The 13,609-nt window shown below is 61.4% G+C and carries 10 protein-coding genes; 4 read left to right on the forward strand and 6 right to left on the reverse strand.

Features of this window, described 5'->3' with window-relative positions:
* Window positions 1-16 precede the first annotated feature (16 nt).
* Complete coding sequence (locus V3C40_RS10160; RefSeq protein WP_331777328.1) at window positions 17-1,609, forward strand: alkaline phosphatase D family protein; 1,593 nt, start codon at window positions 17-19, stop codon at window positions 1,607-1,609.
* Here the strand turns inward: V3C40_RS10160 and V3C40_RS10165 are convergent.
* Window positions 1,606-2,397 carry a LytTR family DNA-binding domain-containing protein gene (locus tag V3C40_RS10165; RefSeq protein WP_235194134.1) on the reverse strand — a complete coding sequence of 264 codons (792 nt, stop codon included), beginning with the start codon at window positions 2,395-2,397 and terminating at the stop codon, window positions 1,606-1,608. The two genes, V3C40_RS10160 and V3C40_RS10165, sit on opposite strands and share 4 nt — an antisense overlap.
* A gap of 230 nt (window positions 2,398-2,627) precedes the next feature.
* Between V3C40_RS10165 and V3C40_RS10170 the strand changes: the two genes are divergently transcribed.
* On the forward strand, window positions 2,628-3,800 hold the full coding sequence (locus tag V3C40_RS10170; protein ID WP_331777329.1) for an acyltransferase family protein: 1,173 nt from the start codon (window positions 2,628-2,630) through the stop codon (window positions 3,798-3,800).
* Here V3C40_RS10170 and V3C40_RS10175 read toward each other — a convergent pair.
* The 4 genes from V3C40_RS10175 to V3C40_RS10190 all read right to left on the reverse strand — a co-directional run bounded on the left by V3C40_RS10175 (window position 3,797) and on the right by V3C40_RS10190 (window position 10,626).
* A complete protein-coding gene (locus V3C40_RS10175; RefSeq protein ID WP_128141633.1) occupies window positions 3,797-5,479 on the reverse strand; it encodes a long-chain-fatty-acid--CoA ligase in 1,683 nt (560 codons plus the stop codon). The two genes, V3C40_RS10170 and V3C40_RS10175, sit on opposite strands and share 4 nt — an antisense overlap.
* 60 nt (window positions 5,480-5,539) lie before the next feature.
* Window positions 5,540-7,222 (reverse strand): long-chain fatty acid--CoA ligase, encoded by a 1,683-nt coding sequence (locus tag V3C40_RS10180; RefSeq protein WP_331777330.1) that lies wholly within the window; start codon window positions 7,220-7,222, stop codon window positions 5,540-5,542.
* Window positions 7,223-7,498: 276 nt separating this feature from the next.
* Entirely contained in the window at window positions 7,499-8,548 is a 1,050-nt protein-coding gene (locus V3C40_RS10185) for an aminopeptidase (RefSeq protein WP_331777331.1), read from the reverse strand.
* 2 nt (window positions 8,549-8,550) lie between these two features.
* The gene (locus V3C40_RS10190) at window positions 8,551-10,626 is read right to left on the reverse strand and encodes a molybdopterin-containing oxidoreductase family protein (RefSeq protein ID WP_331777332.1); all 2,076 of its coding nucleotides are present in this window, start codon (window positions 10,624-10,626) and stop codon (window positions 8,551-8,553) included.
* A 206-nt stretch (window positions 10,627-10,832) separates the two neighbouring features.
* Between V3C40_RS10190 and V3C40_RS10195 the strand changes: the two genes are divergently transcribed.
* The gene (locus V3C40_RS10195) at window positions 10,833-12,026 is read left to right on the forward strand and encodes a M20 aminoacylase family protein (protein WP_331777333.1); all 1,194 of its coding nucleotides are present in this window, start codon (window positions 10,833-10,835) and stop codon (window positions 12,024-12,026) included.
* A gap of 1 nt (window position 12,027) precedes the next feature.
* On the opposite strand, the gene V3C40_RS10200 is transcribed toward V3C40_RS10195, so the two are convergent.
* A complete protein-coding gene (locus V3C40_RS10200; RefSeq protein WP_419177864.1) occupies window positions 12,028-12,924 on the reverse strand; it encodes an NAD(P)-dependent oxidoreductase in 897 nt (298 codons plus the stop codon).
* A gap of 107 nt (window positions 12,925-13,031) precedes the next feature.
* Here V3C40_RS10200 and V3C40_RS10205 point away from each other — a divergent pair, with 107 nt between their 5' ends.
* Complete coding sequence (locus V3C40_RS10205; protein ID WP_034745449.1) at window positions 13,032-13,592, forward strand: acyloxyacyl hydrolase; 561 nt, start codon at window positions 13,032-13,034, stop codon at window positions 13,590-13,592.
* The last annotated feature ends 17 nt before the right edge of the window (window positions 13,593-13,609 follow it).

A 13,609-nucleotide genomic window follows, 5' to 3' on the forward strand; every position in this document is an offset into this window, starting at 1 on the left:
GCAATCATTCCACACCATGGATAGCCAGCGCCGCATCTTCCTGCAAAGCGCTGCGCGCATCACGGCACTGGCCGCAGCCGGCAGCGTGCTGTCCGGTTCCAGCGCGAGCGCCGCCACGCGCATGAATGGCGCCGGCTATCCGTTTGCGCTCGGTGTCGCTTCCGGCTCACCCTTGCCGGACGCCGTCGTGCTGTGGACGCGCATCTGCCACGACCCGCTGCACGCAGCCGCCACCCCCGCCATCGCCCTGAATGTGCGCTGGGAAGTGGCCGAAGACGAAGCGTTTCGCCGCATCGCCGCCAAGGGGCAGGCCACGGCCATGCCAGCCCTCGCGCACAGCGTGCACGTCGACGCGGGCGGTCTCGCGCCCGGGCGCTGGTACTGGTACCGTTTCATGCTGGGCGACGCCGTCAGTCCCGTGGGCCGCACGCGCACGGCGCCCGAGCCCGGGTCCATGCCTGCCTCGCTGAAACTGGCCGTCGCCTCGTGCCAGCACTGGGAATTCGGCGCGTATGCGGCGCACCGGCATATCGCGGCAGCGGCGCCCGACCTGGTGGCCTTCCTCGGCGACTACATCTATGAGTGGGGGCCGTACCAGCTGCAGCATCCAAGCCGGGCCGTGCGCACGCATGAAAGTTTCAGCCTGGACGACTACCGCGCCCGCTACGCGCAATACAAGAGCGACCGCGACTTGCAGGGCGCGCACCTGGCCGCGCCGTGGATCGTCACCTGGGACGACCATGAAGTGGCCAACGATTACGGCAATGACCGCGACGAGTTGCTCACGCCCACCTTTTTGCAGCGCCGCGCGGCCGCCTACCAGGCGTTTTATGAACACATGCCGCTGCGCCTGCTGCTGCTGGGCCGGCGGGGCTTTGTCGACATGCGCATCTACCAGCGCTACGACTGGGGCCGCCTGGCGCGCTTCCACGTGCTGGACGACCGGCAATACCGTGCCTATCACGCGTGCGCCAGGCCGGGCCGCGGCGGCTCCAATTCCGTCACCACGCGCAATTGCCCCGACCTGCTGAAACCGCAGCGCACGATGCTGGGCGAAGAACAGCAGCGCTGGCTGCAAGCGGGCCTCAATGATTCTCCCGCGCGCTGGAATATTCTGGCCCAGCAAACCCTGATGGCGCAATCGAGCCAGGTGCCGATTTTGCGGCCCGGCGACGAACGCATCTGGACCGATGGCTGGGATGGCTATCCGATGGCGCGCCAGCACCTGCTCGACGCCTTGCAAAGCAGCAAGGCCAGCAACCCGCTGGTGCTGTCTGGCGACGTGCACACCTTTTATGCCACCGAACTGAGCCGCAACGCCATGCGGCCCACCGGCAAGAACAATCCCGTGCTGGCCACCGAGTTTTGCGGCACCTCCATCACGTCCAGCTCGCGTCCACAGGCGCGCACGGAACAGTACGTAGCGATGAACCCGCACATCCGCTACGGGCGCAGCGACAAACGCGGCTATATGCTGATGGAGATCACGCCGGATAAAACCACGACCTTGTTCCAGGGCCTGGAGAACGTGCGCGACAGCGCATCAAGCATCGCGACACTGGCGCGCTTTACCGTCCAGGACGGCAAGGCGGGCGTGCAACGCAGCTAGCAACTACTTTTCAAGCCATCGCGGTAGCGCCGGCTGACGGGCACCTCGCCGCCCGTGGTCAGCACGGCGCGCGCATCGCCCGATTCCAGTGGTGCGATTGCCTGCACGAAATCGAGGTTGACGATATAGCTGCGGTGCACGCGCACGAACCGTTTACCGTCCAGGCGGAGCTCGATGGCGGCCATGGTCGAGCGCAGCGGGTAATCGTGGCCACGCACGTGCAAATTCACATAATTGCCCCAGGCCTGTATCCATTCGATGTCGCCGGCGGGCAGCAAAAAATCCTTGCCCAGCTTGCGCACGAGGAAGCGTTCCGGCTGCTCTACCGGTTCCACGGCCGGCCCTTCATCGGGTTCGCCGAGCAGGGTCGCCTCGCCTTGCCAGCGCATCAGCAGCAACTGGTAAAAGCCCACGGCCAGCAAGACGAGGAAGTAAGCACGCACATCTTTCAGGTATTCATACGGCAGCTCGCGCCACCAATTACCGAAATCGTAATCGCTGCCCTGACTCCAGTACGCCAGCTTGCGCAAGGCCACCATGGCCGCCACATGCACGAGGCTGTAGACGACCGACGCCGCCAAGTGCCAGCGCAGGTTCTGGCGCTGGAATACCAGGTGCAGGGGCCGGTACTGTCCCGCCAGCACGACCACAGGCACCAGCGCCAGCAGCACGAGATTGCTGCTCCATTCCCACACGGCCACTTCCCAGAACGGTGTATTGACCCCGGTGCGCTGCAGGTCCAGCCACACGAGCCAGCTGTTGACGCTGGCCTGCAACAGAGTCAGCATGATCCAGAATCCTGGCTCGGCCACGCGGCGCCAGCGTTGATAACGTTGCAACAAGTCAGTGGAAGCGATGTGCATGGGCTCGGACGATAAATTGGTTACATGATTGTAAGGTCCCACACCCGTCCCAGGCGATCCATTCGTCCCAGCCAGCCGTCCACTGGTCCCATTTTGCTGGCTGGCAGCCCCGCCGCTGCCTATGCTGAGGCCTCCTTCATCAATCGCCCACGATCATGACCATGGACTCCCGCCGCCACGATATCGACGCCTTGCGCTTTCTCGTCTTCAGCCTGCTGATTGTCTATCACACCGCCCTGCTGTACATGGATGGATGGAATTTTCACATGCACAGCAGCTACGCCACCGATGCCTTGAACATGCCGCTGGTCTTCCTCAACCGCTGGCGCATGGAAATCGTCTTCCTCATCTCGGGCGTGTCGTGCGCCATGATGACGCAAGCCTCGCGCGGCGCCTTCCTGTGGCGCAGGACCAAGCGCCTGCTGCTGCCGCTGCTGTTCGGCATGGCCGTGATCATTCCCGTCCAGCCATATTGCGAAGGCGTCAGCAAGGGCCTGGTCGAGCCTGGTTATGGACAATTCCTGCTCCATTATTTTGGCGGCTACGCCTGGCCGGCAGGCGCCTTCGATGGCTGGCAATATGGCTTTACCTGGAACCATCTGTGGTATCTCGTGTATTTGCTGCTGTACATCGTCGTGCTGGTGGCACTGCAACCGCTGCTTGAGCGGATGAAACCGTACTTCCAGCGTCTGCGCGGCTGGCGTTTGCTCGTCTTGCCGGCCCTGCCCGCACTGGCCGCGACAGTCTTCCTCAAAATGCGCTATCCGGAAACCCATGCGGTAGTGCACGACTGGTATGCACACGCCATGTATTTCACGATGTTCGTGTATGGCTGGTGGCTGGGCAATGACATGGGATTGTGGGCGGAACTGGCGCGCCTGCGCTGGCATACGCTGTGGCTGGGCCTGGGCGCGTTTACCGTGTACATGGCGTTCGACCAGATTTATTCGGAGAACCTGCTGACCTGGGCCTCGTTCGGCTCCTGGCCCATGCGCAAGCTGTATATGTGGCTGGCCATCTGCGCCATCCTGGGCTGGTCGCATACGCTATTGAACCGCCCTTTTGCCTGGCTACCATGGGCGCGCCAGGCCGTCTTTCCCTGGTACATATTGCACCAGAGCGCGATTATCGTGCTGGCCTACTGGCTCGTGCCCCTGAAGCTGGGCCCCGTGGTGGAACCGCTACTGATACTGGCCGGCACGGTGGCAATCTGCTGGCTGGGGACGTCGCTGCTGATCAGCAAGGTGAACTGGCTGCGCCCCTGCTTCGGCTTGCCCGCCCGGCCAGCACGGAAGCTGGCGGCGGACACAAGCCTGGCGGCGAACTAGGCAACCTTCTTTTCGTCGCGCAATTGACGGCGCAAGATCTTGCCGACATTGGTCTTCGGCAATTCATCGCGGAACTCGATGTATTTCGGTTTCTTGTAGGCCGTCAATTCATGCTTGCAATGCTCGCGGATCTGTTCCACCGTCAGGTTCGGATCCTTGCGCACGACAAACACTTTCACGGCTTCACCCGCGTTGGCGTCCGGCACCCCGATGCAGGCACATTCGAGCACACCAGGGCAGGAAGCGACCACGTCTTCCACCTCGTTCGGATACACATTGAAGCCGGACACAATGATCATGTCTTTCTTGCGGTCCACGATCTTCACGTAGCCGCGTTCATCCATGACACCCACGTCGCCCGTCTTGAAAAAGCCGTCTGCCGTCATCGACTTGGCTGTCTCATCCGGGCGCTGCCAATATCCCGCCATCACTTGGGGGCCGCGCACGGCGATCTCGCCCGGCTCGCCCAGCGGCACTTCCACGCCATCGTCGTTGAGAATCGCCACTTCCGTCGACGGGAAAGGCAAGCCGATGGTGCCCGTAAATTCCGTGATATCGACGCGGTTGCCCGTCACCACGGGCGACGTTTCCGACATGCCATAGCCTTCGATCAGCGGGCAGCCCGTCAGCTTCAACCAGCGTTCGGCCACGTTGCGCTGCAAGGCCATGCCACCGCCATTGCACACTTTGTAGCTGGAAAAATCGAGCTTGGCGAAGTCCGCATTGTTCAGCAGCGCGTTGTACAAGGTGTTGACGGCCGGGAAGACTACGATCTTGTGCTTGGACAATTCCTTGACGAAACCGGGGATGTCGCGCGGGTTGGGAATCAACACGTTCAAGCCGCCCACGCGCATGCCCATCAGCGCGCTGACCGTCAGCGAATAGATGTGATACAGCGGCAAGGCGCACATGAACCCCATCGAGGTGGCGCGCATTTCCTTGGTCATCACGGGCGAAATCCACGCCTCGTTTTGCAGCACGTTGGCGATCACATTACGGTGCAACAACATCGCCCCTTTCGACACGCCCGTCGTACCACCCGTGTATTGCAGGAAGACGATATCGTCATGTCCCTGCTGCACCGGCGTCAGGCTCAAGCGTGCGCCTTCGGCCAGCATCTTGTTGAAGCTGATGGCGCCCGGCAAGGAAAACGCGGGCACCATTTTCTTGATCTTGCGCACGACGAAGTTGACGATGGTGCCTTTCAGTCCGCCCAGCATGTCGCCCATGGTGGCGACGATCACGTGCTTGACCTGCGTGTGCGGCAGCACTTGCTCGACCGTGGTAGCGAAGTTTTCCAGCACGATGATCGCTTCGCTGCCCGAATCGATCAGCTGATGCTGCAATTCACGGGGCGTGTACAGCGGGTTGACGTTGACCACCGTGTAGCCGGCGCGCAAAATCGCCGCCATGGCCACCGGATACTGGAGCACGTTCGGCAGCATGATCGCCACGCGCGCGCCCGTCTTCAGGCCCTTGCTTTGCAGCCAGGCACCCATCTGCAGCGACAGCTTGTCGAGCTCGCGGTAGGTGAGAAATTTATCCATGCACACGAACGCGTTGCGGTCCGCGTATTTCTGGAACGACTCTTCCAGCAAATGCGTGACGGACCGGTATTGCGTGCAATCAATCTCTGTGGGAACGCTGTCCGGGTACGACTTCAACCAAATCTTGTCCATCTATGCCTCATCTTTATCTGTAGAAAGGGTGTGCAGCCTGATGCGCACACCCTGCACTGTTTATGCTGCTGTCTTCGTTTCGTCACGCAGGGCGCGACGCAAAATCTTGCCGACGTTGGTCTTCGGCAGTTCATCGCGGAACTCGATGTATTTCGGCCGCTTGTAGCCTGTGAATTGTTCCTTGCAATACGCGGCCAGCACTGCCTGGGTCAGGTTCGGATCCTTGCGCACGACAAACACTTTCACCGCCTCGCCAGAGTGTTCGTCCGGCACGCCCACGCAGGCGCACTCGAGCACGCCCGGATGGGCCGCGATGACGGCCTCGACTTCGTTCGGATACACATTGAAGCCGGAGACGAGGATCATGTCTTTCTTGCGGTCGACGATCTTCACGTAACCGCGCTCGTCCATGATGCCCACGTCGCCCGACTTGAAGTAGCCATCAGCCGTCATGACCTTGGCCGTTTCATCGGGACGGTTCCAGTAGCCGCTCATCACTTGCGGGCCACGGATGGCGATTTCGCCCGTCTGGCCCAGCGGCACTTCCTTGCCGTCATCGTCGAGGATGGCGATCTCGGTCGATGGCACGGGCAAGCCGATGGTGCCGGAAAACACCGTGGTATCGGCACGGTTGCAGGTGGCGACGGGTGAGGTTTCCGACAGGCCATAGCCTTCGATGATGGACACGCCCGTCACTTGCAGCCATTTGTCGTTGACGGCTTGCTGCACCGCCATGCCGCCGCCATTGGCGATCTTCAAGCCCGAGAAATCGAGCTTGGCGAAATCGGGGTGGTTCACCAGCGCGTTATACAGGGTATTGACCGCTGGCAGCAGGTTGAATTTGTACTTGCCCAGCTCCTTGATCAGGCCCGGGATATCGCGTGGATTCGGGATCAGAATATTCAGGGCGCCCACGCGCGTGCCCCACATCGCGCACGCCGTCAGGGCAAAGATATGGTACAGCGGCAAGGCGCAAACGACGATCATCTGTTCCTTGCTGTTCTGGTCGAGCGCCGCGCCCGACCACGCTTCGCTCTGCAGCACATTGGCGATCACATTGCGGTGGCTCAAGGTCGCGCCTTTCGATACGCCCGTCGTGCCGCCCGTGTATTGCAGGAAGGCGGCGTCATTGATGCTCAGCTCGACAGGCGTGAGTTTCATGCGGCTGCCCAGCGCCAGCGCCTGCTTGAAACGCATGGCGTTCGGCAAGGAATACGCGGGCACCATCTTCTTGACGTTGCGCACGACAAAATTGACGATCGCACCCTTCAAGCCGCCCAGCATTTCGCCCATGCTGGCAACGATGATGTGCTTGACGGCCGTCTTGGCCAGTACTTGCTCCAAGGTATGGGCAAAGTTTTCCAGCACGATGATCGCTTCGCTGCCCGAATCGTTGAGCTGATGCTCGAGTTCGCGCGGCGTATACAGAGGATTGACGTTGACCACCGTGTAGCCGGCGCGCAAGACGGCGGCGATGGCAACCGGATACTGGAGCACGTTCGGCATCATCAGGGCCACCCGGGCGCCCTTCTTCAGGCCACGGCTTTGCAGCCAGGCACCGAGCTGGCGCGAATAGGTATCGAGTTCGGCATAGGTGAGAAATTTGTCCATGCAGACATAGGCATTGCGGTCCGCATATTTTTGAAACGCTTCTTCCAGCAGGTGCACCAGCGAACGATATTGATCAGGATCGATGTCGGCGGGGACGCCGGGAGGATACGACTTCAGCCAAATTTTTTCCATCCTGTGCCTCTTGTCTCGAATAATCGTGGGGGAGCCGGCGCACCCTGCCGGCGCGGATCATTGCTGCGGATTCTATTGTCCTGCAGTCAGTTTGAGCATTCTGACGAGCAATTGCTCTATGCTACTAATGCGATGCTATCGGGCGCCGCGCTTCCATGCAAGCGCTTTCAACAGTATTCGAGCGGCAACTCTAAGGGTATTTTATGCTGCAATGCAGCATGATAAATACACTGTTGCAGGATCGTCTGGCTCGGCGTACGGGACAATCTTTACGGGTCAGGGGCTGGACAATTGTTCCAGCGCACGCCTGCGCTCAGGCTTGTTCATCTGGGCCATTGTGTGCACTGCAGCATAAAAAGCACGAAAGTTCTTTTTTTCTTCCAGCAATTTTCTGAAGGCCGGCAAAAATTCATTGTAGGTAGACACGGAAGCCAGGTGTGCATTGCTCAATGGCTGCTCGAACCAGCGGTCGTAACCGGCAAAACCACCCCAGTTTTGCTTGAGTACCTGATACGCATCTTGCAATGCCGCAAACACCTGCGCCTTGCGCGCGCGCTTTTCCGCATCGCTGGCGCCACTCGCATACACGGCTTCCAGTTCGCCCCGGTAGCGCAGCAGCAAGGCCAGGAAATCCTGGCGCCGCGCCGCGTACTGGGCGTATGCGGCGCGCATCGCGTCATTGCCCTCGCGCGCCAGCCAGCGCTGCACACCCGCCTCTTCCACGGCACTGGCAAACGACTCGTTGAAGGCCGAATCGCCGGGCACGTACACCACCTGGTGCGCCAGTTCATGGAAGATCAGGCGCGCCAGTTCCGCATCGTTGTAATTGATAAAAGTCGACAGCAAGGGATCGTCGAACCAGCCCAGCGTGGAATACGCGGGCACGCCGCCCACCTGCACGTCGTAATGCTGGGCACGCAACTCGTCGGCATACGCGAGCGCCTCTGCCTTGCTGTAATAACCGCGGTAATTGACGCAGCCGGCGATGGGAAAACACCATTGCAGCGGCTGCAGCGATAATTCCGGCGTGGCTACCACGTTCCACAGCACGAAGGGGCGCCGCAGGGAGGCGTAGTTCTTGTAGCTGCCATTGTCCGGCAAATCCAGCTCGCTGACGGCAAAGCGGCGAATCTGCTGCGCCTTGGCCAGGCGCACTTTCAGGCGCGGCTCGGTGGCAGGGTCATCGAGCCAGTCACCGATCGGGCGCGAGCCGGACCACAGCGCATATTGCCCCTGCGCCGCCTGCGTGTAGTAGCGCAGCTGCGTGCAGCCGCCCAGCGGCAGGCACAGCATGCCGACAAGCAAGCGGGCCGGCCAGCGCGCCATGGTCAGCCAGCCTTTTCCACTTCGACCAGCGTATCGTAGAAGGTCGGCGCGCGGCCCATGTCCGTCAGGCGCTGGCTCGTCACTTCATTGGCGTTCTTGCCGTCGCTGGCCAGTTTCTTCCACCATACGGACAAGCCCACCACCAGGCCGCGTCTCGCCTTGTCCGTCACCCTGGCCTTGGCCACAAAGCTGCCGCGGTCGTTGAAGATGCGTACCATGTCGCCAGCCGCGATGCCGCGCGTGGCGCAATCATCGGGGTGGATGTCGAGGTGCGGCTCGCCTTCGGCCGCGCGCAGGCTTTTCACGTTCACAAAAGTGGAATTGAGGAAATTGCGCGCCGGCGGGGAAATCATGGCCAGCGGATAACGGGCCGCCAGCGAGGGATTGCTAGCCAGCGATTCGTGCGGCGCGATATACGTCGGCAAGGGATCGAGTCCCGCCTGCGCCATGGCGCTGGAATACAACTCGCACTTGCCCGATGGCGTGGGGAAACCGCCTGTGGCAAATGGCGCCTCGACCATGGCCAGCTTTTGCCAGCCCGTGCGTTTCAACGATTCCCAATCGAAATGCACGGCGCGCGCATCCGTCGTATCGAACGCCTTGGCTGCCAGCGCGTCGTCGCTTTCCTGGAAGCACGGGTCATCAAAGCCCATGTGCTGCGCCAGCAAACGGAAGATTTCCGTATTCGCCTTCGCTTCGCCCAGCGGCACCACGGCCGCATTGTTCGCCATCATGTACAGGTGGCCGTAGGTGGAATGCGCATCGATGTGTTCCAGCTGCGTGGTGGCGGGCAGCACGATGTCGGCGTAATCGACGGTATCGGTCTGGAAGTGCTCGAGCACGACCGTAAACAAATCCTCGCGGGCAAAACCCTGCGCCACTTTCGAGGAGTCGGGCGCCACGGCCAGCGGGTTCGAGTTATAGACGATCACGGCTTCGACTTGCGGGCCGAACTCGGCGGAACTTTCTTTCAATAAATCGTCGCCAATGGTGCTCATGTTGATCGTGCGCGGCGTCCCTTTCAGCAAGTCCGGGCGCTGCAGGGCCTTGCGGTTGACGGGGAAGGAGCCCGAGCTCGACAGCTGCATGCCGCCGGCCGGATGGCGCCAGGCGCCCGTCAGCGCGGGCAGGCAGGCAATATTGCGCACGGCCATGCCGCCGCCATGCACGCGCTGCACGCCGTAGTTGGTGCGGATGGCGGCGCCCTCGCCAGAGCGGCAAGCCTGGCCGTACAGGCGCGCCAGCTCCACTACTTCCGTGGCCGTGATGCCGCACACCCCGGCCACGCGCTCGGGCGGCCATTCCAGGGTCCGCTGTTTCAGTTCCGCATAGCCGATGGTGTACTGCGCGATATAGTCGTGATCGACCAGGTCTTCCGTGATCAGCACATGCATCAAGCCCAGCGCCAGGGCCGCATCGGTACCCGGCAGCAAGGCGATATGCTGGTGGCATTTTTCGGCCGTCAGCGAGCGGTAGGGATCGATGGCGATCAAGGTGGCGCCGTTGCGTTTGGCCTCCTGTGCGCGCATCCAGAAGTGCAGGTTCGAGGCGATCGGGTTGCCGCCCCAGATGATGATCAATTTCGCGTTCTGGAACTGCTCCATGTCCGTGCCGATGCTGGCGCCTACCGTGTAGCGGTAGCCCGTGGCACCGGCCGAGGCGCAGATGGTGCGGTCCAGCAGGGAAGCGCCGAGCTGGTTGAAGAAGCGCGAGGACATCGATTCGCCCTGCACCAGGCCCATGGTGCCGCAGTAGCTGTACGGCAAGATCGCCTGCGGATCGCGCGCGGCGATCGGTTTCAAGCGGGCCGCGATGGTCTGCAGCGCTTCTTCCCAGCTGATGCGCTCGAACTTGCCTTCGCCCTTCTTGCCCACGCGGCGCAGCGGGTGCAGCAACCGGTCCGCATGGTAGGTGCGCTCCGTGAAGCGCGACACCTTTGTGCACAGCACGCCAGCCGTGGTCGGATGGTCGGGATCGCCCTTGACGGCCGTGGCTACCCCATCGGTCACGGTGACCAGCAAGGCGCAGGTATCGGGGCAATCGAGCGGGCAGGCGGCGCGCACTTGGGTGGTGGTCATGGGGCAATCCAAAAACGTTGGGGGAAGGCGATACTGTAAACCATTCCGCGCGCTTGCTGTTGGCGCCGTGGCAAGCACGTCCGTGCGCTGGATTTACCCGGCAAACAAGGGCTACAATGCACTATTAGCCGCGCCTGTTTTCGATCAAGCAAGCGCGGTCCGGCGCGCCATACATTGCTGCGTGCCAGCATCCACAGGAGAGTCCCATGAAACTAGTTGATCCGATCTTGGCGTTTCAATCCGAGCTGCAAAGTATCCGCCGCGACCTGCACGCGCATCCCGAGCTGTGCTACGAAGAACAGCGCACCTCGGACGTGGTCGCCGCCAAGCTGACGGAGTGGGGCATCCCCGTGGTACGCGGCCTGGGCCGCACCGGCGTGGTCGGCATCATCCAGAATGGCACGTCGACAGGGGCCATCGGCCTGCGCGCCGACATGGATGCCTTGCCGATGCAGGAAATGAATACCTTCGAGCATGCTTCACGCCACCCGGGCAAGATGCACGCCTGCGGCCACGATGGCCACACGGCCATGCTGCTGGGCGCCGCCCATTACCTGGCGCAGCACCGCCATTTCGACGGCACCGTTTATCTGGTCTTCCAGCCGGCCGAGGAAGGCGGCGCCGGCGCGCGCGAAATGATCGAAGACGGCTTGTTTACGCGCTTTCCCATGGATGCCATCTACGGCATGCACAACTGGCCAGGCGCCGAAACGGGCACCCTGAGCGTGGTGGAAGGGCCAATGATGGCCTCCAGCAATGAATTCCACGTCACCGTCAAAGGCAAGGGCGCCCACGCGGCCCAGCCCCACAAGGGCGTCGACCCCGTCATGGTGGCCGTGCAGATCGCGCAAAGCTGGCAAACCGTTATCACGCGCAACAAGAGTCCGCTCGATACGGCCGTGCTGTCGATCACGCAAATCCATGCGGGCAGCGCCACCAATGTGATTCCCGATGACGCCAGCCTGGTCGGTACCGTGCGCACTTTCACCAAGCCCGTGCTGGACTTGATCGAAGAGCGCATGCGCGAGATCGCCGTGCACACGGCCGCCGCCTTTGGCGCGGAAGTCGATTTCCACTTCAAGCGCAACTATCCGCCGCTGGTCAACCATGCGAAAGAAACGGCGTTTGCCGTCGAAGTGATGAAAAGCGTGGTGGGCGCCGACAAGGTCAACGCGAATGTCGAACCGACCATGGGCGCGGAAGATTTTTCTTTCTTCCTGCAGGAAAAAGCCGGCTGCTACATCTTCATCGGCAATGGCGACGGCGAGCACCGCGATGGCGGCCACGGCCTGGGCCCGTGCGTCTTGCACAATGGCAGCTACGACTTCAACGACAATCTGCTGCCGATCGGCGCCAGTTTCTGGGTCAAGCTGGCCGAAGCGAGCCTGCCCATCGCTTGAATCAGCTCAGTTGATCCGGACCGGTGCCCAGGCGCTGGCCCGGATTCAACGCTTCCAGGGCCAGCAAGGCGGCCGCGTGATCGGCCGTCGGGTGGGTGCCGGCGAGGGCTTCATAGCGCTGCGTCACAAGTTGCGTCACCGGCAAGGTGACGTGCGCTGCTTCGGCCGCCGCAAGGATGTTGTGCATATCCTTGATCTGGCTCTTCACCTGGCCACCGGCAACAAAATTGCGCTCCAGCATGCGCTGGCCATGCACCTCCAGAATCTTGCTCTCGGCAAAACCGCCACGGATGGCCGCCCGCACGGCACTCGCATCGGCGCCGGCCGCCTGGGCCAGCAACAGCGCTTCAGCCACGATATTCAAGGTGGCGCCGACGATCAGCTGATTGCACAGCTTGGCCACCTGTCCGCTGCCGGCCGGCCCCACCAGGGTCGGGCGTCCCATGGCTGACAGAATCGTTTCAACCTTCGTGTAATCGCTGGCGCTGGCGCCGGCCATGATGGCCAGGGTACCTGCCTGTGCGCCGCCGACGCCACCCGACACAGGCGCATCGATGAAGCCATGCCCCGCAGCGTGCAAAATGGCATGAAATTGCTGGGCTTCCGATTGCTTGGTGGAACTCATGTCGACCCAGAGCGCACCAGTGGACAAGGCCGGCAGGGCCTCCTGCAGCACCGTTGCCACGATGGGCCCGGCTTCCAGCATCGAGATGACCACGTCCGCCCCGTTGACGGCCTCAGCCACTGAAACGGCCGGCTGCGCCCCTGCCGCACGCAGGACTTGGGCCTTGCTGTGCGTGCGATTCCAAATTGTGACAGAATATCCAGCGCGCAGCAGGCACCGGACCATCGGCCCTCCCATTAGGCCAATACCGAGAAATGCGATTTTTGTAGACAATGTCAATTCAACCTCTGAGATCAAACAGGTGGCGGGAGTAGTGTGCAAAACTAGGTGCCTGCGCTAACAAGACAAGCCTGACGGCCAATTTTACGATGAAAGTCTCTATGTCCTTCAAGAAGAATCTCCTCAAATCCATCGCCGCTGTTGCCGCGTTGATGGCGGCTAACGCCGGCTTTGCCGCCGACGACAAACTGATCGACTCCGTCTACGGCGAATATGCCAAGGGCGTGAAGGTACAAATGGTACGCGCCGGCGTGACCTCCAACTGGGATAAAGCCTGGTTTGTATCGAATGGCACGCAGCTGAGCGGTTACTGGGATGCCAGCATCGGCGGCTGGGATGCCAAGAGCTATCAGAATGTCTCTGGCCAGCATCAAAAGCTGTGGGACCTGGGTTTTACTCCCGTGTTCCGCTTTGAAAATACGAACAAGCTGGGTTTTTATGCGGAAGCCGGCATCGGCGTGCACATGCTGTCGAAACTGTACAACAACGACGATGACCGCCTGTCGACCCACTTCCAGTTCGGCGACCATATCGGCGTCGGCTATGTCTTCAATAACAAGTGGGAAGTCGCTGCGAAGATCCAGCATTTCTCGAACGGCGGCTACAAGAAACCAAATAGCGGCGTCAATTACATGAACGTCAAAGTCGCTTATCACTTTTAATGAAGGTGATAAATGAC

Source organism: Janthinobacterium sp. LS2A (assembly GCF_036543145.1).
Lineage (GTDB): Bacteria > Pseudomonadota > Gammaproteobacteria > Burkholderiales > Burkholderiaceae_D > Janthinobacterium > Janthinobacterium aestuarii.

Excerpts from the sequence above, each read along its gene's own strand:
- V3C40_RS10160 (WP_331777328.1), top strand. The coding sequence starts at position 17 with ATGGATAGCCAGCGCCGCATCTTCCTGCAAAGCGCTGCGCGCATCACG.
- V3C40_RS10165 (WP_235194134.1), bottom strand. The coding sequence starts at position 2,397 with ATGCTGACTCTGTTGCAGGCCAGCGTCAACAGCTGGCTCGTGTGGCTG.
- V3C40_RS10170 (WP_331777329.1), top strand. The coding sequence starts at position 2,628 with ATGACCATGGACTCCCGCCGCCACGATATCGACGCCTTGCGCTTTCTC.
- V3C40_RS10175 (WP_128141633.1), bottom strand. The coding sequence starts at position 5,479 with ATGGACAAGATTTGGTTGAAGTCGTACCCGGACAGCGTTCCCACAGAG.
- V3C40_RS10180 (WP_331777330.1), bottom strand. The coding sequence starts at position 7,222 with ATGGAAAAAATTTGGCTGAAGTCGTATCCTCCCGGCGTCCCCGCCGAC.
- V3C40_RS10185 (WP_331777331.1), bottom strand. The coding sequence starts at position 8,548 with ATGGCGCGCTGGCCGGCCCGCTTGCTTGTCGGCATGCTGTGCCTGCCG.
- V3C40_RS10190 (WP_331777332.1), bottom strand. The coding sequence starts at position 10,626 with ATGACCACCACCCAAGTGCGCGCCGCCTGCCCGCTCGATTGCCCCGAT.
- V3C40_RS10195 (WP_331777333.1), top strand. The coding sequence starts at position 10,833 with ATGAAACTAGTTGATCCGATCTTGGCGTTTCAATCCGAGCTGCAAAGT.
- V3C40_RS10205 (WP_034745449.1), top strand. The coding sequence starts at position 13,032 with ATGTCCTTCAAGAAGAATCTCCTCAAATCCATCGCCGCTGTTGCCGCG.